Source organism: [Pseudopropionibacterium] massiliense, assembly GCF_900607225.1.
In the GTDB taxonomy this organism is placed as follows: domain Bacteria; phylum Actinomycetota; class Actinomycetes; order Propionibacteriales; family Propionibacteriaceae; genus Arachnia; species Arachnia massiliensis.
The window spans coordinates 286,107-309,061 of the sequence record NZ_LR027842.1; the positions used below are offsets into that span (position 1 = coordinate 286,107).

25 protein-coding genes and 1 CRISPR repeat array (1 of these 26 only partly in view) are annotated in these 22,955 nt (G+C 65.0%); of the genes, 14 read left to right on the forward strand and 11 right to left on the reverse strand.

What is annotated here, in order from left to right; translation table 11 throughout:
* A CRISPR array of direct repeats spans positions 1-262; the repeat unit is 28 nt; unit sequence GTATTCCCCGCGAGAGCGGGGATGATCC (it extends 6,484 nt beyond the left edge of the window).
* A gap of 256 nt (positions 263-518) precedes the next feature.
* Genes csb2 through cas2 form a run of 3 tightly spaced genes read left to right on the forward strand, consistent with a single transcriptional unit; the run spans position 519 to position 3,286 of the window.
* Entirely contained in the window at positions 519-1,331 is an 813-nt protein-coding gene (gene csb2, locus E0E39_RS01140; protein ID WP_130873103.1) for a type I-G CRISPR-associated protein Csb2, read from the forward strand.
* 2 nt (positions 1,332-1,333) lie between these two features.
* Entirely contained in the window at positions 1,334-2,998 is a 1,665-nt protein-coding gene (gene cas4g/cas1g / locus E0E39_RS01145) for a CRISPR-associated endonuclease Cas4g/Cas1g (protein ID WP_130873104.1), read from the forward strand.
* 3 nt (positions 2,999-3,001) lie between these two features.
* Positions 3,002-3,286, forward strand: a complete 285-nt coding sequence (gene cas2 / locus E0E39_RS01150; RefSeq protein ID WP_130873105.1) for a CRISPR-associated endonuclease Cas2 — start codon at positions 3,002-3,004, stop codon at positions 3,284-3,286.
* A gap of 854 nt (positions 3,287-4,140) precedes the next feature.
* Here cas2 and E0E39_RS01155 read toward each other — a convergent pair.
* Positions 4,141-5,151: a cation diffusion facilitator family transporter gene (locus E0E39_RS01155; protein WP_207302376.1), complete on the reverse strand. Its 1,011-nt coding sequence runs from the start codon at positions 5,149-5,151 to the stop codon at positions 4,141-4,143.
* Positions 5,148-5,492, reverse strand: coding sequence for an ArsR/SmtB family transcription factor (locus tag E0E39_RS01160; RefSeq protein ID WP_041696745.1), 345 nt, complete (start codon positions 5,490-5,492; stop codon positions 5,148-5,150). The genes E0E39_RS01155 and E0E39_RS01160 overlap by 4 nt, the downstream gene beginning before the upstream one ends.
* Positions 5,493-5,599: 107 nt before the next feature.
* Between E0E39_RS01160 and E0E39_RS01165 the strand changes: the two genes are divergently transcribed.
* The 4 genes from E0E39_RS01165 (at position 5,600) to E0E39_RS01180 (ending at position 7,863) form a co-directional block, all read left to right on the forward strand.
* Complete coding sequence (locus tag E0E39_RS01165; protein ID WP_130873107.1) at positions 5,600-6,364, forward strand: Rossmann-like domain-containing protein; 765 nt, start codon at positions 5,600-5,602, stop codon at positions 6,362-6,364.
* A 16-nt stretch (positions 6,365-6,380) separates the two neighbouring features.
* A complete protein-coding gene (locus E0E39_RS01170; protein ID WP_207302377.1) occupies positions 6,381-6,797 on the forward strand; it encodes a cupin domain-containing protein in 417 nt (138 codons plus the stop codon).
* Between the two features lie 68 nt (positions 6,798-6,865).
* On the forward strand, positions 6,866-7,330 hold the full coding sequence (locus E0E39_RS01175) for a hypothetical protein (RefSeq protein ID WP_130873108.1): 465 nt from the start codon (positions 6,866-6,868) through the stop codon (positions 7,328-7,330).
* A gap of 68 nt (positions 7,331-7,398) precedes the next feature.
* The gene (locus E0E39_RS01180) at positions 7,399-7,863 is read left to right on the forward strand and encodes a transcriptional accessory protein (RefSeq protein WP_130873109.1); all 465 of its coding nucleotides are present in this window, start codon (positions 7,399-7,401) and stop codon (positions 7,861-7,863) included.
* A gap of 13 nt (positions 7,864-7,876) precedes the next feature.
* On the opposite strand, the gene lysS is transcribed toward E0E39_RS01180, so the two are convergent.
* Genes lysS through E0E39_RS01195 form a run of 3 tightly spaced genes read right to left on the reverse strand, consistent with a single transcriptional unit; the run spans position 7,877 to position 10,416 of the window.
* On the reverse strand, positions 7,877-9,397 hold the full coding sequence (gene lysS, locus E0E39_RS01185) for a lysine--tRNA ligase (protein ID WP_130873110.1): 1,521 nt from the start codon (positions 9,395-9,397) through the stop codon (positions 7,877-7,879).
* Positions 9,398-9,438: 41 nt separating this feature from the next.
* Positions 9,439-10,116, reverse strand: coding sequence for an HAD-IA family hydrolase (locus E0E39_RS01190; RefSeq protein WP_130873111.1), 678 nt, complete (start codon positions 10,114-10,116; stop codon positions 9,439-9,441).
* 3 nt (positions 10,117-10,119) lie between these two features.
* Positions 10,120-10,416 carry a cell division protein CrgA gene (locus E0E39_RS01195; RefSeq protein ID WP_130873112.1) on the reverse strand — a complete coding sequence of 99 codons (297 nt, stop codon included), beginning with the start codon at positions 10,414-10,416 and terminating at the stop codon, positions 10,120-10,122.
* 90 nt (positions 10,417-10,506) lie between these two features.
* Here E0E39_RS01195 and E0E39_RS01200 point away from each other — a divergent pair, with 90 nt between their 5' ends.
* The 7 genes from E0E39_RS01200 to E0E39_RS01230 all read left to right on the forward strand — a co-directional run bounded on the left by E0E39_RS01200 (position 10,507) and on the right by E0E39_RS01230 (position 15,128).
* Entirely contained in the window at positions 10,507-11,274 is a 768-nt protein-coding gene (locus E0E39_RS01200; RefSeq protein ID WP_245988159.1) for a DUF881 domain-containing protein, read from the forward strand.
* Positions 11,275-11,444: 170 nt separating this feature from the next.
* Positions 11,445-11,897, forward strand: a complete 453-nt coding sequence (locus E0E39_RS01205; protein ID WP_130873113.1) for a hypothetical protein — start codon at positions 11,445-11,447, stop codon at positions 11,895-11,897.
* 636 nt (positions 11,898-12,533) lie between these two features.
* Complete coding sequence (locus tag E0E39_RS01210; protein ID WP_130873114.1) at positions 12,534-12,791, forward strand: SGNH/GDSL hydrolase family protein; 258 nt, start codon at positions 12,534-12,536, stop codon at positions 12,789-12,791.
* A gap of 9 nt (positions 12,792-12,800) precedes the next feature.
* On the forward strand, positions 12,801-13,367 hold the full coding sequence (locus E0E39_RS01215; protein WP_130873115.1) for a hypothetical protein: 567 nt from the start codon (positions 12,801-12,803) through the stop codon (positions 13,365-13,367).
* A gap of 53 nt (positions 13,368-13,420) precedes the next feature.
* Positions 13,421-13,717: a hypothetical protein gene (locus tag E0E39_RS01220; protein WP_130873116.1), complete on the forward strand. Its 297-nt coding sequence runs from the start codon at positions 13,421-13,423 to the stop codon at positions 13,715-13,717.
* Between the two features lies 1 nt (position 13,718).
* Positions 13,719-14,369, forward strand: coding sequence for a hypothetical protein (locus E0E39_RS01225; RefSeq protein ID WP_130873117.1), 651 nt, complete (start codon positions 13,719-13,721; stop codon positions 14,367-14,369).
* Positions 14,370-14,486: 117 nt separating this feature from the next.
* The gene (locus E0E39_RS01230; protein ID WP_130873118.1) at positions 14,487-15,128 is read left to right on the forward strand and encodes an aminodeoxychorismate/anthranilate synthase component II; all 642 of its coding nucleotides are present in this window, start codon (positions 14,487-14,489) and stop codon (positions 15,126-15,128) included.
* 137 nt (positions 15,129-15,265) lie between these two features.
* Here the strand turns inward: E0E39_RS01230 and pknB are convergent, their stop codons facing one another.
* The 6 genes from pknB to E0E39_RS01260 form a co-directional block, all read right to left on the reverse strand.
* Complete coding sequence (gene pknB / locus E0E39_RS01235) at positions 15,266-17,311, reverse strand: Stk1 family PASTA domain-containing Ser/Thr kinase (protein WP_245988160.1); 2,046 nt, start codon at positions 17,309-17,311, stop codon at positions 15,266-15,268.
* Positions 17,312-17,374: 63 nt separating this feature from the next.
* Complete coding sequence (locus tag E0E39_RS01240; protein ID WP_130873119.1) at positions 17,375-18,802, reverse strand: peptidoglycan D,D-transpeptidase FtsI family protein; 1,428 nt, start codon at positions 18,800-18,802, stop codon at positions 17,375-17,377.
* Entirely contained in the window at positions 18,799-20,187 is a 1,389-nt protein-coding gene (locus E0E39_RS01245) for an FtsW/RodA/SpoVE family cell cycle protein (RefSeq protein ID WP_245988161.1), read from the reverse strand. The genes E0E39_RS01240 and E0E39_RS01245 overlap by 4 nt, the downstream gene beginning before the upstream one ends.
* Positions 20,187-21,590, reverse strand: a complete 1,404-nt coding sequence (locus E0E39_RS01250) for a PP2C family protein-serine/threonine phosphatase (RefSeq protein WP_130873121.1) — start codon at positions 21,588-21,590, stop codon at positions 20,187-20,189. The genes E0E39_RS01245 and E0E39_RS01250 overlap by 1 nt, the downstream gene beginning before the upstream one ends.
* A gap of 5 nt (positions 21,591-21,595) precedes the next feature.
* The gene (locus E0E39_RS01255) at positions 21,596-22,057 is read right to left on the reverse strand and encodes an FHA domain-containing protein FhaB/FipA (RefSeq protein WP_130873122.1); all 462 of its coding nucleotides are present in this window, start codon (positions 22,055-22,057) and stop codon (positions 21,596-21,598) included.
* A gap of 4 nt (positions 22,058-22,061) precedes the next feature.
* Positions 22,062-22,769 carry an FHA domain-containing protein gene (locus E0E39_RS01260; RefSeq protein ID WP_130873123.1) on the reverse strand — a complete coding sequence of 236 codons (708 nt, stop codon included), beginning with the start codon at positions 22,767-22,769 and terminating at the stop codon, positions 22,062-22,064.
* Positions 22,770-22,955: the final 186 nt, after the last annotated feature.

Below are 22,955 nucleotides of genomic sequence, written 5' to 3' on the forward strand. Positions count from 1 at the left end.
CGAGAGCGGGGATGATCCCTCGTAAGTGGGTGTCGGAGGCATTGGGTAAGGGTATTCCCCGCGAGAGCGGGGATGATCCCGTCCAACCCTCGCGGACCGCAGACGCTCCGCAGTATTCCCCGCGAGAGCGGGGATGATCCTGCGTCCGACTCGATACGTCGGACGTGGACGCGGTATTCCCCGCGAGAGCGGGGATGATCCTCGCCACCCGGGCCCTCGAGCGCCTCCGCCAAGGTATTCCCCGCGAGAGCGGGGATGTCCTCACAGTAGAATTCTGGGAAGGCCGCCATGTCCCGCATTCATCGCAAAAGGAGGACGACTCCTGTGAGGCTTATGTACAGACGGCGCACGGGCCAGTAAAATCCCTAGTCGGGAAATGTTTGAGAGCGGCTGTGAATAAGCCTCAACGAGCGGTCAAACGGCGGTAAGGGTTGCGGGATTTATGATATCCGATATTGTTCTCTGTAAGTGCGGTCAGTCTGACAGAGACTGGCCGGTGGTTCTAAAAGGAGTGTCCGGTGTCCGGATCCCTCGTTATTCAGCCCACGACCGTTCGGTGGCGGCTGGAACCCACCGCCCCCTTCCGCTTCGAGGACGGCATTCTCGCCGCTCACGGGCTCCGGGGGCGCATCCTCGGCACCAAGAAGGAGAACACGGACCTGCGTGAGCAGGGCAGCGGGGTCGAGGCGCTGGCCGGGCACCACGACTCCTTCGGTGACGGTCCCCAGCACCGGCATCCCCACTGGCTCTGGCTGCCGACATCGAATGCTGCCGGTGAGCAGACGCGGACGGGGCAGGTGGAGGACCTGGTGCTGTGGGTGCCCGACGGGATACCCGCCGACACGCTCTCCCGGCTGGCCGGGGCGAGATACCTGCCGCGCTGGATCAACGCACCCAAGGAGTATCGCTCCGGTGCCGAACTGCACCTGCAGCTGATGGGCCCCGTCGACGTGGTGATGCACGAATACGTCAGCTCCGAGGCCACGAGATGGGTTTCCGTGACCCCGTTCCTGACCGATCGTTTCCCCAAGCTGAACAAACCGCGGGAGGAGTTCGCGCAGAAACTCGTGGAGCGCGAACTTGGTTTCCGCTACCCCCAGGGCACACCGTCGGTGAGGGTGACACTGCGCGCCGACTGGGAGGACCGGGACGTGGTGAGGTTTCGCCGATACCGCTGGAGCGAATCGATGGCGCAACGTCGCCGGGGAATGCTGCTGCAACTGGACTTCGACGAACCCCTGCCGAAGGGCCCCCGGGGATGCCCGGAACCCCTGGTGCTCGGGTCCCTCTCGCACTTCGGTTTCGGATTGTTCCGGCCTGCGGAGCGATAGCCATGTCTGTCCAGGGGGAGTACTCGGCGGGACCACAGCTGGTGCCCGCGAGAATGCTGAACGAACTGGTGTACTGCCAGCGGCTGTTCCACCTCGAATGGGTGGACGGCCGCTGGGCACACAACGACGACACGATCCAGGGGGCGGTGGCCCACGACGCGACGGATCGCCGTTCCGGCCGGATGCCCGCGCCCGACGAGAAGGAGAAGCCGTTCACATCCATCCAGGTGGCGTTGTCGGATCCGGACCTCGGGGTGACGGCCGTCATCGACCGGGTGGATCACGAGGACGGGTCGTCGAGTCCCGTCGACATGAAGAAGGGTTCGGGACCCAGGGACGGCGGTATGTGGCCCGCCGACCGGGTGCAGGTCCTGACCCAGGCGGTGCTGCTGCGGCATGCTGGATATTCGGTAAACCGCGCCGACATCTCCTATCTGGGATCGCACCACAGGGCTTCGATCGAGGTGGGGGAGGACGCGGAGACGGAGGTGCGGGAGCTGGTGGCGCTGGCGCGGCAGGTGGCCGCGCAGGAACTCCCGCCCCCGCCGTTGCTGAACGATTCGCGCTGTCCCCGGTGTTCGCTGGCGCCGCTGTGCATGCCCGATGAGACGAACTATCTGCTCGAACGCTCCGGTGAACAACCGCGTCGGATCATCGTCAGGAATCCCGATGCCAGGCCCGTGTACGTGAACACGCAGGGCGCGTCGGTGAAGGTTTCCGGCGCTCGTCTGCTGGTGGCGGTCAAGGGTGAGACGGTGGCTGAGCGGCGACTTCTCGACGTCTCCCAGGTGTGCGTGGTGGGAAACGTACAGATCACCACCCAGGCACTCCGGGCATTGTGGCGCAGGGGTGTGGTGGTGATCTGGCTCAGCTACGGGGGCTGGCTCGACGGGTGGTCGCAGGGCCCGATGAACGGTCATGTGACGCTCAGGCGACGTCAGGTGTTGGCGAGTGTCCACGGCCTGCGGTTCGCGCAGCAGATGATTCGGGGAAAGATCCACAATCAGCGTGTGTTGCTGCGTCGCAACGCGAAGGTCCCGCTGGACGCCTCGGTGTTGGAACAGCTCAAGGAACTGGAGACGAAAACCGAGTCCGCCGCATCCTTGGAGACGCTGCTCGGGATCGAGGGCACGGCAGCGCGACTGTACTTCGGGCAGTTCCACAAACTGCTGTCCCCCCGACTCGAGGTGGCGGCCGAGTTTCAGGCGCACGGTAGGGCACGACGTTCGCCGCCCGATCCCGTCAACGCGGTGCTCGGGTTCTGCTACAGCTTGTTGACGAAGGACCTGGTGGCGGTGCTGACCGGGGTGGGGCTGGATCCCTTCCTCGGGGTACTCCACCAGCCCCGCTACGGCAGGCCGGCTCTCGCTCTCGACCTGGCCGAGGAGTTCCGTGCCCTCGTGGCGGAGTCCGTCGCGTTGCAGTGCCTCAACAATGGTGAAGTCAACGAGAAGAGTTTCATGCGGGGACATCTCGGGGTGGCCCTGACCACCGATGGGCGACGTGCCGTCATCCAGGCGCACGAACGCCGCCTCGACGCGGAGCTGAAACACCCGTTGTTCGGATATCAGGTGTCCTATCGGAGGGTGCTGGATCTTCAGGCACGGGTGCTGGCGGCTTCCTTCACGGGCGAGCTGGATTCCTATACCCCTTTGATGACGAGGTGACCCATGGCTCGACGAAGATATCTCATCTCCTATGACATATCGGATCCCAAACGGTTGCGAGCCACCTTCAAGCTCATGAAGGGCTACGGGAAGTGGCTTCAGTACTCGGTGTTCGTGTGTGACCTGAGCAAGGCTGAACTCGCGCTGTGGGAACGGGACATCCGCGATGTGATCGCGCTCGCCTATGATTCGGTGGTAGTGATCGACCTCGGTGCCCCGCAAGACGCCGACATCCGTATGCTTGGGGTGCCGCGTAAGCTGCCCGACGAGGGGCCCGTGGTGGTGTGAGCCGCTGCGAGACCTCCGGTCGTGTCGTCTCCCCCGGGGAGCGCTCGCAGGGGTTTGACTAGGTGTTTTACCCCCTGACAACTCAACAGGGTGTTGTTGCGGAGCCCCGCGAGACGGAGCGCTCGCAGAGGCTGGTAAAGTTCCTTATCAGGACCGCCTTCCGAGGCGAGCCATTGTTCCGGTCTTCCAGACCGGACTTCATTGAGACTCGTCAAATGCGGATTCAAAGTACATTCCTGCAATTGTTCCGGTCTTCCAGACCGGACTTCATTGAGACACGTAATTCGGTAGTGAAATACGCCATTACTACTCATTGAGGCTTATTCACGGGATGCGAGATGGGCCGACTTGTCCCCACTTCAGCGGTTTGCTGGCCTTACCAATGTTTTGCTGGGCTTGTTCACGTTTGCCTGCGCTGTGAAGCCAGCAAACGTGAACAAGCCCAGCAAAACAGGATTAGAGCCAGCAAAACAGCGATAAGGATGCTTATTCACAGGCGGTGCGCCGGCTAACGCAATCCTCTGGTGGTCGTGTCCTGGGAATTGTGGTGGGCTCTGGTGGTTTCGACTCGGATTGCTCCTTCGTCGCGGTCCGGCTCAATCAGCTTCGGGGGTTGTGAATAATCCTCTATGAGCCGGATTCCATGGGGGTGTGCGCGACCTTGGTGGGGTCGGCGGGTCGCGTCAGCTTCTGGATCGCAAGGGCTTTCTCACAGGTCGCACTCCGGCCGGCGAAACCCCGGCTGGAGCGTGCTCTGGGAATGGCTGTGAACAAGTCTGTTTACTGATCGGAGCTGCCCGTGAACGAGCTTGGAATTTCTTTCGGCAGGGTGCGTCCTGCCGCTTCCACAATCTCTACGCGTGCAGGTGCTCCTTGTGTTTTTCCGCGACCTTTTCCGACTCCAGCTGAAGAGTGCAGTGTTCGATGCTGATTCCGTGATGCGTGATCAGGCATTCCTGGATTTCGGCGAGGATCTCCTGCGAGTGCCCGTCGGTGAAGCATTCGTTGGCAAGGACCACGTGGGCCGTCAGGACCGGAAGCTCTGTGGAGACGACGGAGGCGTGGAGGTCGTGGACCTCCTTGACGTGGGGCTTTTCCATCAGGTGTTGCCTCACCTTGCTCAGATCCAGCTCGGTGGGAGTGGCCTCCAGCAGGATTGATCCCGATTCCCGCAGCAGTTTCAAGGCGCGCGGCACGATCAGAGCGGCCACGAGAAGACCAGCGACGGTATCGGCGCGGGTCCACCCCGTCAGGGCGATCACCACCGCGGAGACGATCACCGCCACCGACCCGAGGGCGTCATTCAACACCTCCAGGAAGGCGGCCCGCATGTTCAGGTTGCTGTCCTTGCCGCCCAGCAGCACCAGCAGCGACGCCACGTTGCCCAGCAGGCCGACCACACCGATGACGGCCACGCCGCCCGCCTCCACCTCCGGGGGAGAGAACAGGCGAAGCACACCCTCGTAGATGGCGTACCCTCCGACGCACAGCAGGATCGCGGACTGCGCCCCGGCGGACAGCACCTCCGCGCGCTGCCAACCCCAGGTGTGACGCTCCGAGGGGGGACGTTTCATCAACGTCGCCGCGATGAGCGCCACCACCAGGCCGAGGGAATCGGTCAGCATGTGTCCGGCATCGACGAGCAGCGCCAGGCTGTCCGTCACGATCGCGCCGATCACCTCGGCGGCGAAGATCAAGCCGGTGATGCCCAGCGCGATCCCCAGGCGGGTCCGGTTCGTCGAGCCGTGCGCGTGATTGTGACTGTGGCCATGCCCGTGCCCGTGGCCGTGCCCGTGATGATCGTGGCCGTGGGACTCGTCGTGGTGCTCGTGTTCGTGGGTGTCGTGGTCGTGGTGTTCGCTCATGGTGCTTCGACTTCCGGTTCGCAGATGACTGGGACCTCGCCGGTTGCGACCAGGAGGTCATCGGCGGCGGCTAGGAGATTCGTCGTCAGTTCTGGTTCGGCCAGTGAATAGAAAGTGGCGCGGCCCCTCACCCGTGCGGTCAGCAGTCCGCTGTCCCGCAATCCCCGGACGTGGGCCGACACCGTGGACTGCGCCAGCCCCAGGTGCCCGACGAGGTCGGCCACCCGGTGCTCCGACAGCATCAGGTGCTTGACGATGGCCAGCCTGTTCGGGTCAGCGAGGGACCGGAACAGCGTCGCTGCCATCTCGGTGTCGGAAGTTTCCGTCTCTTTCATCGTCATGAGACGATGATAACGGTTTGCGACGATGATGCCAAGGGGTTTTGGCGACGAAATCCGCCGTGTACTCTCCGATGGGTAAGCCACACCTTGGTCGGACGGAGAACGGCATGGCACACCCTTGGGAGATCTACGACGCCCTGATCGACGCGATCCCGGAGGAGGTGACCCTGACCACGGTGAACGTCGGCGCCCAGTGGACCCGGGTCATCAACTCGGCCGATGGCATCGGCATGGCGTGGACCATGAACGTCAAGACCCGCCCCGACACCTTCCCGGGGGTCACCCTCGACGGCATCCCGCTGCGCGAGGCGGCAGGCCTGATCCGCAGCTGGAACCTGGCGGAGGCATCCATCGGGCAGGCCGCCATCAACTCCTGGCACAGCCGCCCGGAAACTGCGGAGGCGAACGGTTTCGTCCCCACCGGGCAGGGCATCAACTGGGGCATGGTCTTCGACCCCTACGCCACCGACGTCGCGGGCAAGAGGGTCGCGGTGGTCGGGCACTTCCCCTTCGCGCAGAAGGCCCTCGAAGCTGCGGGGGACTACATCTGCCTGGAGCGCAACCCGCAGCCCGGCGACTACCCCGATTCCGCCTGCGAATACCTCCTGCCCGAATGCGACTACGTGTTCATCTCCGGTTCCGCCTTCGTCAACAAGACCGCGCCGCGCCTGATCGAACTGTCGCGCGACGCCCACACCGTGCTGGTCGGCCCATCGGTTCCGCTCAACCCGGTGCTGTTCGACCACGGCGTCGACACCATCACCGGGTTCGTCTCCCCAAATCCGCAGCAGCTCGACCGCGCACTGGCCGGCGTCAACATGAAGGGCATGTTCGCCGCCGGGTACCGTGTCCACCAGCATCGCCCCGCCTGATCAGCAAGGAGATCCCATGGCCGAACAGAACCAGGTTCCCGTCAACACCCCCGACGTCTTCGGCGCCCCGGAGGTGGCGGGCAGCGGCGGGACGATGACCGTGATCGACTCCGTCGCATCCGCCCCGCACACCGATCCGTCGCGCCCACGCCCCGGCGTGCGCAGGCAACTCCAAGGTGACGGGGCCAACGTCATCCTCATGAACTTCGCGCCGGGCCAGTGCCTCGACGACCACAAAGCGGCACACCCCATCCTGGTGCAGTGCACACAGGGCAGGCTGCTGTTCACCTGCGGCGACGACGTGGTGGAGATGGGGCCGGGGATCGTGCTGCACCTGACCAGTCACCTCACGCACCGCGTCGACTGCCCCGCCGACGCCCCCGAGAAAAACGTCCTGATCCTGACCATGCTGACGGGGGAACGCCACCAGTGACCACAGCTGTCTGCCCCGGATTTTCCAAAGGAGAAATGAGCGTCGCCCCCGTTGACTAAAGTTCATGCATGATCATCTACAGGGGCTGGGGAGGAATGGGCATAGTTCTGCCCGTTCTAGGGGCCGGCATCATGCTGGCGATCGCTTCGTCGCTCAAACTGTCCGACGCGATGTTTCTGAAGTTGGCCCTCGTCGGGGGCTTTCTGGGTGCCGTGGGGGCGTGGTTCCTGGGGCGGTGGCTGAACCAGAAACGCCCCTTCGTCAAACTGGAGGAATGGAAGGCACAGCGGCGCGTGGAATTGTGCTCCCTGGTGGATCAGGGACAGTTCCAGATCTCTCCCGGCGCACCTGCCCCCACCAGCAAGGAGGAGGGCTACGCGCAGGTGGAAAAGCTGCTGGAGCGCGAGGCCCAGGACCTGTCGCCGAGGATGCTCAACCAGCACTCCCTCTACGGAGTGCCGCTCCACATGGTGGGTCTGGTGATCGGGGTACTGACCCTGGGAGGTTTCATCGCGTCCTTCTTCACCTCGTGACCCCGAAGTCTTGTTGAAGAGATCAGAACTGCTCGCCACGGGGCCGAGAAACCCCTTAACATTCGGGCATGATCATTTTTCGTGGCTGGGGGCTTCTGGGGGCTGGCATCCCTGTATTGACCGCGTTCGCCATCGGTGCCCTACCGATGAGTCTGTATGGGGACAAGAGCGCGATTGCCAATATCTTCGTCGCTCTCGGTGCGCTCGTCGGTGGTGCCCTGGGTTTTCTGTGTGGGCGATGGCTCAATGTGATACGTCCCCGCGCCAAGGTCGCCCAGTGGCAGGAACAGCGACGCGCCGAGCTGCGCGCCCGCGTTGATGCGGGCCAGTTCCAGATGGCCCCCGGCGTCCAGGCCCCTGCCTCCAGGGAGGAGGGCTACGCCCAGGTCGAACAGATGATCGCTGCGGAGAGCCCCGAGGTGTTCAGTCATCTCAAGAACATCCACACCCTTTTCTACATCCCGATGCAGTGGTTCGCAGTCGGTGCGGGAGTGGCAATATTTTTCGGGGCGCTCTCGACTGCGCTCCGCTGAGGTCGATGGCTTCTCAGCCCGCGGAGGGACGTAGCAGGGGGTAGAGAATCGTCTCCCGGATGCCCGTTCCCGGGTTGAGGAGCATCACCAGGCGGTCGATGCCGAGCCCCAGGCCGCCCATCGGCGGGGCCCCGTACTCGAGGGCCTCGAGGAAGTCCTCGTCGAGTTGCATCGCTTCCGGGTCCCCGGCGGCCGCGGCGAGGGACTGGCGCACCAGCACCTCACGCTGGATCACCGGGTCGATGAGTTCGGTGAAACCGGTGCCGCGTTCCATGCCGCCGATGATCAGGTCCCAGGCCTCGATCTTCCCGGGCTCGGAACGGTGCGGGCGGGCGAGGGGTTGCGCCAGCGACGGGTAGTCGTGGACGAAGGTCGGCTGGATCAGCCCGGGTTCCACGAGATCCCCGAACAGCTCCAACGACAACTTGCCCGCATTCCACTTCGGGTCGTACTCCACGCCGTGTTCGTCGGCGACGGCCCTCAGCTCCTCCAGGGAGGTCTCGACGGTGATCTCGCGACCGGTGGCCTCGCTCAACCCGTCGAAGAACGGCAACCATCGCCACTGACCGTCGAGGTCGATGGTTCCTTGATCGGTTTCGACCTGCCGGGAACCGACGGCGTCGGCGGCGGCGACGATGATGTCCTGGATCAGCTGCGCGATGGTTTTCTGGTCGCCCCACGACTGGTAGGCCTCCAGCATCGTGAACTCCGCGGAATGCGACGAGTCGATACCCTCGTTGCGGAACACCCGCCCCATCTCGTAGACGCGATCCGCGCCGCCGACCATGGTGCGCTTGAGGTGCAGCTCCAGCGCGATGCGCAGGCTCATGTCGATGTCGAAGGCGTTGAGGTGCGTGGTGAACGGCCGGGCCGCGGCACCGCCGTGGACGAGCTGCAGCTGCGGGGTCTCCACCTCGATGTAACCCTGCCGGTACAGGGTGTCGCGGATGGCGTGGGTGATGGCGGCGCGGTTGCGCACCATAGCGCGCGCCTCCTCGCGGGCGATCAGGTCGACGTAGCGGCGACGCACCCTGCTCTCCTCGGACAGTTCCTTGTGCAGCACCGGGAGGGGACGCAGGGCCTTCGACGCCATCCGCCACCGTTTCGCCATCACCGACAGCTCGCCGCGCTTCGACGAGATGACTCGACCCTCCACCCAGACGTGATCACCCAGGTCGACGTCCGACTTCCAGGCCGCCAGGGCCTCCGCCCCGACCTCCGCCAGCGACAGCATCACCTGGAGACGTTCACCGTTGTCCCCGGGGGTGAAACCGTCCTGCAGGGTGGCGAAAGCCAGCTTCCCGGTGTTGCGGATGAACACGACGCGACCGCCGACCCGCACCACGTCATCGGTTTCCTCCCCGGCCTCCAGGTGACCCCAGCCCTCGCGCACCTGGAGGAGGGTGTGGCTGCGGACCAGGTCCGCGGGGTAGGGCTCGGACCCGGCGGCCAGCAGCCGCGCCCGCTTCTCCTTGCGGACCGTCGTCTGCTCCGAGTCGGTGGGTTCGATTGCCGGCGTACGCGCTTCAGTCACGGCAGGGAATTCTACCGGTCACGGCCGGGGCGGATGAATCGTCAGCGGGCGTCGTGAACGATCACGCGGATGCCCTCGCCGCTCACGTCCCAGGTCACCTGCGACAGATCCGTCACGTGCACGTCGGCGCGGAGGGCGTCGGCGGTGTGGGTGCTGAGGATCCCGAGCGTGGGGAAACCACCGGCCCGGGCCGCGGCGATGCCCGCGAAGGCGTCCTCCGCCACGAGTGCACGCGACGGCTCCACGCCGAGCCGCTTCGCGGCCAGCAGGAACGAATCCGGGGCGGGTTTGCCGTGCTCCACCTGGTCGCGGGTCACCACGACCCGGGGGTGGGGCAGCCCGGCGGCGTCCAACCGGGCGTCGAGCAGGGACTGCGTGCAGGAGGTCGCGATCGCCACCGCGTCACCGGGCAGCGCCCGGAAGGCGTCGACGGCCCCCGGCATGGGGATCACCCCCGCGGTGTCGGTGATCTCCAGTTCCTCGATGCGGTCCGCCGCCTCGTCCCAGCGTGCCGCGTCCGGAACCAGCGCCTCCGTCAGGGCGCGGCTCGGCATGCCCATGTACTTCGGCATCTCGTTCACGTCGACGCCGTACTCCGCACCCCACCGGGTGTAGGCGCGGACCATGGCGTCGTGGGAATCGACGATGGTGCCGTCGTGGTCCAGGATCACCGCGTCGAAGAACCCGACGACCTCACCGCCGGTGCGTTCCCAGCCCATCGGCTACTTCCAGAGCGTCATCAGGCTGAAGCAGGCGATGATCAGGCCGAGGGCGATCAGGATGTTCCAGTCACCCAGCGCCCGCATGAATTCGATGTGAACCCCGGCCAGGTTCCAGGTCACCATCCAGAGCACACCCAGCAGCCCGACCGGGATGAAGACCCAAGGAACCCACCTGCGTTCGGTGTTGGCAGCCAGACGTTTGCGATCCCTGCGTTCCTTGCGAGCCTTCTCGAGCTCTTCGGACTGCTTCTTGCGCGTCTTGCTCTTGGCTTCCTTGCGCACCTTGGACTCGGGCACCGCGCCCCTCCTTTCGCATCTGCCGACCAAGATTAGTGGAGTCGACCGGCCGGAAACACATCCGAGGTTCGTGCCGCGTAGGGTTGTTTCATGAGTGAGACCCGTCTGGCCCGGCTCCTGAGGCGCATCAGAAGCCCCCGCGACGACGAGAAGCCACGCAGTCTCCGGGGTCGGGTGGGCACGGGCATCATCTGCGTCCTGGCGGGTGCGATGCTCACCGCGTCCGCGCTGGCGGCCCGCGGCACCGACCTGCGATCCGACCGCAACACCGACCTGCGTGGTCTCGTCACGACACAGGCCCAGCGAAACGAGCAACTGCGAGGCGAAGTCGCCGAGGTTCGGGCCGAGGTGGAGGAGCTCGGGCACCAGCAGGGTGCATCCCCCGAGCTGGAACAGCAGCAACGTGTGGTCGCGGAGCAGGCAGCGACCGTTCCCGTCACCGGTCCCGGAATGCGGGTGACCCTCACCGACGCCCCCACCGACGTGAAACCCGCAGGGGTCGACGACGACGCCCTGGTGGTGCACCAGCAGGACATCCAGGCCGTCGTCAATGCCCTGTGGAAGGGAGGGGCGGAGGCGATCAGCATCCAGGGGCAGCGGATCATCTCCACGTCGGGAATCAAGTGCGTCGGCAACTCCGTCGTCCTCCACGGCATTCCCTATGCGCCGCCCTACGTGATCGAGGCGATCGGCGACGGCAAGCGCATGTCCGCGGCCCTGAGGGATTCCCGGGCATTGACCGTCTACCGGCAGTACGCCGACGCATACGGCCTGGGATACCGGGAAAGCGTGGAATCCTCCCTGTCCCTCCCCGCGTTCCAGGGCGCCTTGGGAATCACCCACGCAAAATCCAGGTAACAGGAAACACCGTCCCTCGTGAAATCGCCCCCGGCAAGGAAGTGCGGCAGCGGTGGAGGGGCAGCCCGAATGGGTCGTGTTGGTGGGTTTCGTTTTCGTGTGAAGTTGTGGGTTCTGTCGTCCAATCGGCCTGCTTCTGGTGGGGGTGGGTGGTGTGGTTGGATTGGTGCATGATGGGCAGTGGGAATCGTGGTGGTCCGATGTCGTGGTTGCGTCGGGGTCTGTCGCTGGTGCTGGCTATTTATACTGTTGTGAATGATTTGAAGGAGGATCGGTCGCAGTTGCCGGTGCTTTTGGAGGATCCCATGGCTGCGGAGGATCTGTTGGGTCTGCCTCTGAAGGATGGGTCCGAGAAGGGGTATGGGCGTCCTTTGGGTAAGCCCCGGTTCACCCAGGTGAGGAGGGTGTTTTCCTTGGGTGATGATGATCGTCAGGAGGTTTTTGATCGGGCGGTTGCCCTCGCCAAGGAGGCGGGTTGGGAGAAGGAGTACGAGAGTGGTCTGCCGCCCAGGATGGTATGGGATGGTCAGAAAAAGAACCCTCGACGTGATTGTGGTGTTTTTATTGCTGACAATGACGCGGCCGATCTGATAATCATGCTCAGGGTTCTTGAGGAGCCGTGAGCGGGGGTGGGTGAAATTCGGATGATTTCAAAACTGTGAGGCTTAATCACAGGCGACGTGTTGACCAGTGAAACTGCTAGTCAGAGCGTGCTTGAGGATGACTGCGAATAAGCCTCTGTGAAACAATTTGGAGGAGTTTTGAGAAAATTAATTCGACTGGTTGTGGTGGCGGCGCTGTTTGCCGCCTCGGGGATATCGCATCCGGCGGTGGCGAATGCCGATGAGGTGATGGAGCCTCCACGTCCGTTTCCCAAGTAGCTGTCGGTCGTTCAACTCGGTGATTCATTCTCGGCCGGGAATGGCGCAGGATCCTGCTACGGTGCGGCGTGGTGCGAACGCAGCGCCAAGAACTGGGGTCAAAATTTCGTGGAATCGGCAAACTTCCTCGGTATCGATGCGACCTACGTGAACCGGGCCTGCTCGGGAGGGGTACTCGAGGACATCTTTGGGCCCGGGACAGTGCAGGAACAATACCAGCGTTTCGCCAGGGGGAACTCCGAGGATGATGTGCGTGCCCGCTTGGAATAGGAGGGCGCCTGCTCCGTCAAATCGAGCGATGACATCATCGGGGTCGAGTACCAGATCAACCGAATCGGAAAGAGTTCAGTTCTTACCTATCGGTGCAAACTGACCCTCGTGCCGCAGGCCGATTCGGTGGACAAGAGCACCGATCTGGTGCTCATGGCAATGGGGGGGAATGATGCCAGATTCGCTGACATAATTCTGAGCTGCTTCGTGCCTGTGGGGCTGCCCCAATACGGGGGAGGAAATGGAAATGACTGCAAGGCGCGCATCGAATGGGCGGGTGCTAACTTGTCGGAAATTATGAAAGATGTTGAGGGTAATATTGAGAGACTTCTCTCCGAGAAGATGTCCGGTAATCCTTCTTCCTAGGTGATTCTCATGAGCTATCCCCTGCTGTCGCTGGACAAGCCCCACCTCGTCAAGACCGACTCGGGGCAGTACGACGCCTCGGCTGCCGTGCGTGAACTGGGCATGAGAGCAGTGGAGCACCAGAAGCAACTCGTGCAGCGTTTGAACATGAAATATCTGGGTAGAGTGAAATTCGTCGAACAGACCCCCGCGGCTTTCGCCGGGCATGAGCCGGACCCTTCCTACGGTAACTGGTGGAAGGGGGAGATAGCAAATCCCCAGCGCTGGCTGAATGAGTTCCTGGAGACGGAGGGGGACTATGGCGAGGGCGATAAGATAAAGTCCAAGTTCTCTGTCACCTACACGAATTTCTGGCATCCGGACATTGCTGGACATCGGAATATGGGCAGTTTGATCCAATCCTCGGGGTGTCGCAGAATGCTCCATTGCTCAGTGGGCATCAGTCCAAGCGGGACGTGGTTTTCGTGGTTGATGCCACCTCGTCCATGCGTGACAAATGGTTGGAGACGGTGGCGTCGATTAAAACGGCCATGCTCCCTTCCTTCTTCGGTGGCGACACCCGGTACGCTCTCGTGACATATCAGGACCACCCGGAAGGCGGCGGTGTGGCCGGAAATTATCCATCGCGGGTGGATCAAGATTTCACCGAAAATCCCGGAGATGTTCTGAACGCGCTCGGCAAAGTGGAGTTGGCTCCCGCCGGCGATCCCGCCGCGATGGGTGAAGGACTGGCGGAACTCGCCGAGGCCACGGGTGGCAGGACGATCCCCGACGGCACGAGTGGGAAAACGCCGAAGGACATCGCCAATGACATGACCGAGGGATCCGCTGACAAACCCTTCGCCTGGCTTCAGGGGCCCTATGTCGCCAAGGTTGGCTCCGAGGTTCGGCTGGACGCCCGGGCCAGCCAGCTCACCCAGTGGTGAGGTGAAGAAGTACGAGTGGGACTTCGACGGCGACGGTACCTTCGATGAAACCACCACCGCCGATATCGTCGTCCACCGCTACGACAAGGAGGTGAGCGGTCACGTGATGGTGAGGGTCACCGACGCCAAGGGGGAAACCTCCGTGGGTTCCACCAAACTGGACATCACCCGGGACGGGGACGTCATACCCGACGCCTACGACAACTGTCCGGATGTCGCAAATCCCAACCAGCAGGACATCGACGGCAACTGGATCGGGGACGAGTGCGAGGATCCCGACCATTTCCTCCCTCCGCCCTCACCCTCCCCGACACCGAGCCCTTCGGCATCGCCCACCCAGACCGTGACGCCCTCCGTCGCTCCGTCGGAGTCGCCGAGTCCCACGGTCTCCCCGACCCGGACCGTCTCCCCAACCGCGGAACCGATTCCGAGCGGCGAGCCGAGCGTTTCACCCACGATCTCGGAATTCCCGAGCTCGTCGCCGAGCGCCAGCGGCTCCGGAGATGTGACGGTGCCACCGGATCCTCCCCGGCCACCATCGGCAACCCCCACGGTGTCGCCGCCGACGGGACTGCCGTCACCGACCTCGGCCCCGCCCAGTAGGTCGCCGGTCAAACCTGGACTGCCCCGAACCGGATACAGCGCCGGGTAGTTGACGCCAAAGCCGTTGGGTCCTTCCTGCGGGCCCAACGGCTTTTTCTGTCGGGGCCGGTGAGGAGACGCCGCGGCGCGGGCGCGTCGGTTGCCGCAGCGTGACAGAATTGCGCCCGTGGCACGCATCCTCGTCATCGACAACTACGACTCGTTCGTCTACAACATCGTCTCCTACCTGGCCCAGATCGGTGCCGACGTGGAGGTGTGGCGCAACGACGACCCACGGTTCGCGGAAACCGGCTGGGAGGCGGCCTTCGACGGGGTGCTGCTCTCACCCGGCCCCGGCACCCCGGAACGCGCCGGTGTGTGCGTCGACGTCATCCGGCGGCTCGGTGGCCGCACGCCACTGTTCGGGGTCTGTCTCGGGCTCCAGGCGATGGCCGTCGCCCTCGGTGGCGTCGTCGACCGGGCCAGCGAACTGCTGCACGGCAAGGTTTCGCCCGTGACCCACGACGGCAAGGGGGTCTTCACGGGCCTGCCATCGCCGCTGCGCACCACCCGCTACCACTCCCTCGCGGCCCTCGAGGAGAAGCTTCCTCAGGAACTGGAGGTCACGGCCCGCACCGAAACAGGGGTCATCATGGCCATCCGTCACCGCGAATGGCCCATGGAAGCGGTGCAGTTCCATCCCGAATCAGTGCTCACCGAGGGCGGCTATCAGATGCTCGCGAACTGGCTCGTGACCTGCGGCGACACCGAGGCGCCGGCCCGGGCAGCCCGCCTCAGCCCCTTGGTCGCTGTCGACATGGACGTTTAGGGGACCCGCTTCTCCCGGACCCAGCGCAGGAACCCGCGCGAGGGTGGTTCCGACTCAGCCGTTCGCTTCGCTCACGCCCCGGCCCAACCGGCTTCGGGAAGCTCCCCCTGGCCAGCCTGTACCAGTGAAATCTCTCCTCAGCCGGTCTTCGACGGGGTTGGGGATGGGGCCGGGTTCTTGGAGGTCTGCTGTCCACTCGGACTGGCCGTGGGCTGGTTCTGCTGAGGCGGAATGGCGATCTCGACCGAAACCTCCGCGTTCTTGTCCAATTCTGTGTTCTCTGGGGAGCTCTGAAAATACACCTTGTCGGCGGGGTGCTCGCTCGTCTGCACCTTCGTGATGCGCAGACTGGACGTGAAACCAGCGCTCTTGAAGGCCTGAAGTGCTTGGTTCTCATCCATGCCGACCAGGTTCGGCATCTTCGCGGTGGTCGGGGCAGCCTTCGCGATGGTGACGGTGATCTTCCCCGACTTGCGTTCCAACGCCGTTCCCTCCTCGGGATCCTGCTCGAAGACCTTGCCGGCGGCCTGCGCGGTGCTCTCCTTCTCCACCACGCTCACCCTGTTCCTGAACCCCTTCTCGGTGGCCGCTGCCCGGGCCTCGTCGGCGGTCATGCCGCTGAAGTCAGGTACCGCGGACTTGCCCGTGGCGATCCGCACGGTGATTTCCTGGTCCGGGGCGGCGGCCTGACCCGCGGCCGGTTCCGTTTCCTGCGCCTGATCCTTCACGGCGTCCGCGGCCTCCTTCGCAGGATCCATGTCCGCCTTGGAGATCGTGCCCGTGAAACCGGCGTCCTTGAGGGCCTTCGAGGCCTCGTCGAAGGACTTGCCCTTCACGTCGGGGACCTGCACCTGGTTCGGGCCCACGCCCACCTTGAGGGTCACGGTGCTCCCGGACGTGGCCTGCACCCCGGCCTTCGGGTCGGTGTCGACCACCTTGCCCTTGTTGGCGTCGTCGGACTCGACGGTCTCCACCTTCGTCTCGAAACCCTGCTCCTTCAACGTGGCCTCCGCGCTGGCCTGGAGAGCCCCGACGACGTTCGGCACCGCGACCTGCTTCGGCCCCGAGTTGAGCACCATGTAGACGGCCGTCGCAATGCCTATCACCAGCAGCCCGACCAGCACCGAGACGACCACCAGGGCCTTGCGTTTCTTCTTCGGTTCCTCCTCGGCCTCCACGGGCTCCACGGTGCCGACAGCGCCATTCACGGACGTGGCCTCCGCAGCCTTCGCATCCGCGGGGGTGGTCACGGCGCTCGGGGCCGCGCGCCGGGCGGGGGAGGGCATCACCGTCGTCGGCATCTCGACCGGGGAGGAATAGGCGGCCATCACGGGTTGTCCGTTCAGGGCCCGCAGGATGTCCTCACGGAACTCGCGGGCGTCCTGGTAGCGGTCGTTGGGTGACTTCGCCAACGCCTTCAACGTGATGGCGTCCATCGCCGGGGTCACCTCAGGGTCGCGCTGGCTGGGCGGCACGGGCGTTTCCCGGACGTGCTGGTAGGCGACCGAGACGGGGGAGTCCCCCTTGAACGGTGGCTCCGAGCACAGCAGCTCGTAGAGCAGACATCCCACCGAGTACAGGTCCGAGCGCTGATCGACCTTCTCCCCGCGCGCCTGCTCCGGCGACAGGTACTGCGCGGTGCCGATCACCGCGGCGGTCTGCGTCATCGTCGCGGAGGTGTCGGCGACGGCACGGGCGATGCCGAAATCCATCACCTTGACCGTGCCGGCGGGGGTGAGCATCACGTTGGCCGGTTTGATGTCGCGGTGGATGATCCCGGCCCGGTGGCTGTACGACAACGCGTCCAACACGCCCGCGGTGAACTCCAGTGCGCGGGCGGGCACGATCTTGCGGCCGTTACGCAGCACTTCCCGCAGGGTCACGCCCTCGACGAGCTCCATCACGATGTAGGGCACCATCACGTCGGACTTGGTGTCGCGTTCCTCGCCGGTGTCGTAGACGGCGACGATGTTCGGGTGGTTCAGACCCGCCGCGGACTGGGCCTCGCGACGGAACCGGGCCTGGAAGGTGGGATCGCTGGCCAGGTCGATGCGCAGGCGTTTGATGGCCACGTCGCGGACTAGTCGCAGGTCACGGGCCCGCCAGACCTCGGCCATGCCGCCACGCCCGATGATCTGGTCGAGCTCGTAACGCTCGCCCAGCAGGGTGCCGCGCTCAGTCATCGCACTGGTCCTTTCGGTTGATCGGGAACCATTGTGGCCCATCGGGGCGGTTTCTGCCCGCCCTCATCGGAGGGACTCCACGACCGCCTTGAACACAGGCGCGGCGACCTTGCCACCCGAGATGTCGTTGCGTTCGACCGACGTGCTCTGCACGAAGGCCACAACAGCGACGTGCGGTTCGGTGGCGTAACCGACGAACCACGCGTACGGGGGACGGCCGGGAGCCGACTCGGCGGTACCGGTCTTGCCCCCGATGGTCAGTCCGTGGGACTGCGCGGGCGAGCCGGTGCCGTCGCTGACCACATTCTCCATCATCTGCTTGAGTTGTTTGGCAGTGCCCTCACTGATCGGGCGACTCGCCTGCTCGGGTTGGATCGTCTGGATCACCTTGAGGTCGCTTCCGGTGACGCTCTTGACCACGTGAGGTTTCATCAACACCCCGTTGTTGGCGATGGCGGAGGCCACCATCAGCATCTGCAACGGGGTGGCGGCCACCTCGTACTGTCCGATGCTGGATTGCGCCAGGTAGGCCGGATCCATCTGCGTGGGGAACTTGGAGGCCGTCGTCGGCATGTCGACGCCGGGGGCCGAGTTGAAACCGAAACGCTGTGCCGCATCGAGCATCTTCTCCTGCCCCAGCTCGACGCCCAGCTTCGCGAAGGCGGTGTTGCAGGACATCGCCAGCGCGTGTTCGAGGGTGGTTTCCGTGCCTCCGCAGTCCGTGGAGTTGCCGATGCCGTGGCTGGAGCCGGGGGCCTGATAGCTGGTCGGGGAGGCGACGGTGGATGACGGGTTGTACCCGGCCTCCAGAGCGGCTGCCGCGGTCACCAGCTTGAAGGTGGAGCCGGGGGGGAAGATCTCCCGCACCGCGCGGTTCTTCAGCGGCTCCGCGGAATCGTTGATCAGCGTCTCCCAGTTCGTCTTCTCCGTCGAGGGATCAGATGCGGCCAGCAGGTTGGGGTCGTAGGTGGGGGTGGAGACCAGGGCCAGGATCTCACCGGTGGTGTAGTCGATGGCGATGGCCGCTCCCTGCTGTTTGCCCAGGGCCTTCAGCGCCGCGGCCTGGGCCTTCGGGTTCAGCGTCGTGTTCAGGTTCGCGCCCTGCGGTTTCTTGCCCGTCAACAGGTCGATGATCCGGGGGATCGTCTGCGACGACGCCGTGCCCGTCAGTTCCGCGTTCCAGTTGCGCTCCAGCTCCTGCTTGCCGTAGGAGTACGAGTACCAGCCGGTCACCGACGAGTACGTCTCGCCCTGGGGGAAGGTGCGCTGCCACGGAAACTTCCCCGACGCGGGCGCCGACATCGCGATCGCATCGTTGCCGACCAGGATCGCACCCCGGTTGGTGTTGAACTCGGCATCCCTGACGCGCACGTTTCGTGGGTCCTTGAGCATGTCCTCCGACCTGGCGACGGCCAGCCATGTGATGTTCACCAGCAGCGCCGCCATCAGCAGCGAGATGAAGATGCTGACCTTCCGCAGGGGACCGTTCATTTCGCAATCACCGCCGTCGACTGGGCAGGAGTCATCAACTCCTGCGGGGTTGCCGTGGCGCGCTGGGGCATGCGCGCACGGTGGGAGATCACCAGCAGGATGCCGATGATCATCCAGTTCGCGATCAGGGAGGAACCGCCCTGCGACATGAACGGCGTCGTCAGGCCGGTCAGGGGCAGCAGACGGGTGATGCCGCCGATGATCGAGAACACCTGCAGGGCGAAGGTGAACGCCAGACCGCCCGCCAGGAGCTTTCCGAAACCGTCGGGGCAGATCAGAGCGGTCTTCATGCCGCGAGCGACGATGAACCCGTACAGCAGCACGATCGCCATCATGCCGACGATCCCGATCTCCTCGGCGAGGCTGGCGGCGATGAAATCGCTCTCGTTCATGGGCGTCAGCCACGGCGAACCCTGACCCCAGCCGCGCCCGAACAGCCCGCCCCAGGCGTAGCCGAACTGGGCCTGGATGATCTGGTAGTTGGCGTCGTAGTCGTTGAACGGGTTCAACCAGGAATTGACCCGGCGGGGCACGTGACTGGTGAACCTCCACGCCAACAGCCCCGCGATCACGAACGCGACACCGGCGAGGATCGGCCAGGCCGGGCGCTGCGTCGCGACGTAGATCATGAAGGTGAACAAACCGAAGAACAGCAGGGCGGTGCCGAGGTCGTTCTGGAAGACCATGATGCCCAGCGAGAGGAACCACATCACCGCGATGGGCCCCAGATCGCGGGCTCGGGGGAACTCGAGGCCGAAGAAGCGCCTGCCGGCCAGGGCCAGCAGGTCGCGTTTCTCGTAGAAATAGGCCGCGAAGGCCAGCGCCAGGAGGATCTTGGCCACCTCGGCGGGCTGGAAACTGAAGGGGCCGAGCCCGATCCAGATCCGCGCGCCGTTCAGCTCGCGACCGACCCCCGGCACCAGGGGCAGCAGCAGCAACACCATGCCCGCCAGGAACAGCAGGTAGGGGAAACGCTGGAGCCTGCGGTGGTCGAGCAGCCAGATCACGACCGCGGCGAACAGCAGGATACCGAGCCCCGTCCAGAGCAGCTGGTTCGTGGCGGCGTGCGCGTTCTTGGCGTTGTCGAGACGTGCGATCATGGCCAGGCCGAGCCCGTTGAGCAGGAACACGCTCGGCAGGATCACCGGGTCCGCGTAGGGGATGCGCCATCTGATGACGAAGTGCGCGGCCAGTGCCATGCCGAACCAGACGAGGGTGCCGGGTATCAGACCGTCCGGGGGCGCACCCTTGAGATTCAGGTAGGAGACGACCCAGCCCACCACACCGAATGTGCACGCGATGAGGGTCAGCACCAGTTCGACCCCGCGCCGCTGCCGGTAGATGATGTACTCGCCCGTCGCCGAGGGCTGCTGTGCGACCGACATCAGCAGGCCTCCGGATCCGCTTCCTCGGCGGCCGTCGGGCTCATCGGGGCGAGTATCGTCGGGTAGTTCGTCTGTCCGGGGGAGTGGGACAGCGGTGCGGTGGAGCTGGTTTCCACGGGAAGACCCGGTCCCGTCGGCTCACTCGGTTGGGGTTCGCTCGGTGGCGTGACGGTGCTGAGACGCTTCCGGCGCGCGTCGAGGCAGCGGCTCGCGTACCCGTCGAGGATGTTCGCCGCGTCATTGGCGGATGTGAGGTCGGAGAACCCGATCGTGTTGGCCACCTGGCGCTGGAAGAACACCGGAAGATCCGCGACCCGGGTTCCGCGGCGTTCCACCAGGGTGTTCATCTCGTGGCCGAGCAGCGCTCCCGGGAGGCCGTTGTAGATCCCGATCCACCCATCGGCGGAGGCGATGAAATACCGGGAGGAGCTGTAGACCCGCACCCCCCAGAAGGTCGCGCCCACGACGATCAGGCTCGTCAGGAGCGCCACAACGACCGTGGGCCAGCGGCGCTTGTCCTTGTTCTCCTGCGGGGCGTAGCGCGCCTTCTCCGCCGAGTCGTGGTCGGGATCCTCGACGGGCTCCGGTTCGGGATAGCCCGGGCCCTCCTCCTCGTGCGTGATGGCGGGGATCTCGCGTTCCAGGGCGGAACCGGCGAGCTGCGGTTCGGCGGCGTCGAGTTCGTCGCTCTGCGGCACCACCTGCGCTAGCACCAGGGAGATGTTGTCGTGGCCGCCGTGTTCGTTCGCCAGGGCCGACAGGCGTGAGACGCATTCGTCGAGGTCGTCGAGGCCCAGCAGTTCGTGCAGCTCCTCCCGGGTCATCAGACCGGACAGGCCGTCTGAGCAGAACAACAGCCGATCGCCCTTGCGCACGTGCAGTTCGAAGAAATCCGGATCCGTGTCCCCGGCCCCGTTGAGGACCTTCAGGATCAGCGACCGGTGCGGATGGGTGGCCGCCTGCTCCGGCGTGATGCGCCCCTCGTCGATCAGCGACTGCACCCACGAGTGGTCGTGGGTCAGCTGCCTCAGCTCGCCGTCGCGCAGCAGGTAACCGCGCGAGTCACCGATGTGCGCGATGCCCAGCAACGTTCCCGAGAAGGCCGCCCCCGAGAAGGTGGTGCCCATCCCGTCCAGTTCCGGGTCGCTCTCGATCAGGTCGGCGAGCTTGTCGTTGGCGCGCTGCACGATGCCCGCCATGTGTTCGAGCAGGTGTTCGTCGTCGAGGCGACGATTCCCGTCGCGGGCCTCCAGCGTCGCGACGGCGGAGGCCAGGTCCCCGGCGGCCGCGCCACCCATGCCGTCGGCGACGACCAGCAGGTTCGGGCTGGCGAAGGCGGCGTCCTGGTTGTTCTTGCGGACCCGCCCCACCTCGGAGCGGATGCGGAAGTCGAGGGAGAACATCGGCCTCACACCTCCAGCTTCATCATGGTGCGGCCGATGCGGAGGATGTCGTTGATCCCGATCGGGGTGGGTTCGGTGATGCGTTTGCCGTTCACGTAGGTGCCGTTGGTGGATCCGAGATCGGTCACCACCCAGGTCTCGGGGTCGCGTTGGACGAGCTGCGCGTGGCGGGAGGACGCGTAGTCGTCGTCGAGGAGGATGGTGGAATCGGAGGTGCGGCCCAGGTTGATGGTCGGTTCCAGTGGGATGGAGAGCCCCTGCTGGGCTCCCTGGGTGATGGCGAACCGGGTGGGCTGGTGCTTCGCCCTGCCGCGTCTCGCCGGGGCCTGTTCGTTGGCGGGCAGGTCGGAGGCCGACACCTTCCGGCCGAACATGTCCTTGCGGATCACGTCGGCGAGGATGCCGATGAACACCCAGAGCAGGGCGAGGAAGACAATCTTGATCGCCGCTGCGACGAGATCGGACATGGGCTCACGCCTCCGACAGCGAATGCACCAGCATCCTCGTGTTGCCGATCTCGATGCGGGAGCCGTCCCTGAGCTGGGCGGCCTGCACCCGGGACCCGTCGACGACGATGCCATTGGTGGAGCCGAGGTCCTCGATGCGGATGGAGCGGTTCTCCAGCGGCCCGGAGACCGAGATCATGGCGTGGCGACGCGACACCCCCGGGTCGTTGACACGCAGGTCCGCGTTCGAGCCGCGGCCGATCACCAGGCCCGGGGGCACCAGCGGGTGACGTACCCCCGCGACCTCCAGCACCAGCTGCTGTGATGCACGGGGCCGGGGCGCTGGTGGCTGGTCCGGTGCCGTCGCCACGGCCTGGCTGGTCACCCGGAACTGTCCCGTCGGCAGCGACTGCTCCAGTATGTAGAGGATCTGGATGGAACCGTTGAACACGTAGGAGCGTTCCGCGGCGTGTGCCCTGAGCTCCGGGATGATCTCCGAGTTGAGGGTCTTGGTGTAGGGGAACAGCCTGTTGTAGTCGTGGGGGGAGAGGGAAACCGTGAACACGTTCGGTACCAGCCGCTTGTCGCGGCTGAGGAGTTTGGCCTCGGAGTCCAGTTCCCGCTGAATGCCCGCGGCGATCTCGACGGGCTGCACGTCGCCTTTGAAGGCGCGGGCGAAAACCTTGTCCACGGCGGCGCCGATCCTCTTCTCAGCGCGGTCGAACACGCCCATTCACCCTCCTCTCAACGGGACCAGCTTAGAGGACAGGCCAATCGTGGTCACCTGACTCGCCTGCCCTCGGGCCGTGAAACGGGCCCGGAGGTGCTGTGGGGTGGCCCTTGCGGCCGGTTCACAGAGGCCAACGAGAACCTACCCGTTGGCCCAGGGGCGTTCGCGGTCGGGGTGCCGGTGACGGAT

Excerpts from the sequence above, each read along its gene's own strand:
- E0E39_RS01240 (WP_130873119.1), bottom strand. The coding sequence starts at position 18,802 with ATGAACGGTCCCCTGCGGAAGGTCAGCATCTTCATCTCGCTGCTGATG.
- E0E39_RS01190 (WP_130873111.1), bottom strand. The coding sequence starts at position 10,116 with ATGGGCTGGGAACGCACCGGCGGTGAGGTCGTCGGGTTCTTCGACGCG.
- pknB (WP_245988160.1), bottom strand. The coding sequence starts at position 17,311 with ATGACTGAGCGCGGCACCCTGCTGGGCGAGCGTTACGAGCTCGACCAG.
- E0E39_RS01180 (WP_130873109.1), top strand. The coding sequence starts at position 7,399 with ATGATCATTTTTCGTGGCTGGGGGCTTCTGGGGGCTGGCATCCCTGTA.
- E0E39_RS01155 (WP_207302376.1), bottom strand. The coding sequence starts at position 5,151 with ATGAGCGAACACCACGACCACGACACCCACGAACACGAGCACCACGAC.
- E0E39_RS01215 (WP_130873115.1), top strand. The coding sequence starts at position 12,801 with ATGAGCTATCCCCTGCTGTCGCTGGACAAGCCCCACCTCGTCAAGACC.
- cas4g/cas1g (WP_130873104.1), top strand. The coding sequence starts at position 1,334 with ATGTCTGTCCAGGGGGAGTACTCGGCGGGACCACAGCTGGTGCCCGCG.
- E0E39_RS01260 (WP_130873123.1), bottom strand. The coding sequence starts at position 22,769 with ATGGGCGTGTTCGACCGCGCTGAGAAGAGGATCGGCGCCGCCGTGGAC.
- cas2 (WP_130873105.1), top strand. The coding sequence starts at position 3,002 with ATGGCTCGACGAAGATATCTCATCTCCTATGACATATCGGATCCCAAA.
- E0E39_RS01250 (WP_130873121.1), bottom strand. The coding sequence starts at position 21,590 with ATGTTCTCCCTCGACTTCCGCATCCGCTCCGAGGTGGGGCGGGTCCGC.
- E0E39_RS01255 (WP_130873122.1), bottom strand. The coding sequence starts at position 22,057 with ATGTCCGATCTCGTCGCAGCGGCGATCAAGATTGTCTTCCTCGCCCTG.
- E0E39_RS01160 (WP_041696745.1), bottom strand. The coding sequence starts at position 5,492 with ATGACGATGAAAGAGACGGAAACTTCCGACACCGAGATGGCAGCGACG.
- E0E39_RS01175 (WP_130873108.1), top strand. The coding sequence starts at position 6,866 with ATGATCATCTACAGGGGCTGGGGAGGAATGGGCATAGTTCTGCCCGTT.
- E0E39_RS01200 (WP_245988159.1), top strand. The coding sequence starts at position 10,507 with ATGAGTGAGACCCGTCTGGCCCGGCTCCTGAGGCGCATCAGAAGCCCC.
- E0E39_RS01165 (WP_130873107.1), top strand. The coding sequence starts at position 5,600 with ATGGCACACCCTTGGGAGATCTACGACGCCCTGATCGACGCGATCCCG.
- E0E39_RS01205 (WP_130873113.1), top strand. The coding sequence starts at position 11,445 with ATGATGGGCAGTGGGAATCGTGGTGGTCCGATGTCGTGGTTGCGTCGG.
- E0E39_RS01245 (WP_245988161.1), bottom strand. The coding sequence starts at position 20,187 with ATGTCGGTCGCACAGCAGCCCTCGGCGACGGGCGAGTACATCATCTAC.
- E0E39_RS01170 (WP_207302377.1), top strand. The coding sequence starts at position 6,381 with ATGGCCGAACAGAACCAGGTTCCCGTCAACACCCCCGACGTCTTCGGC.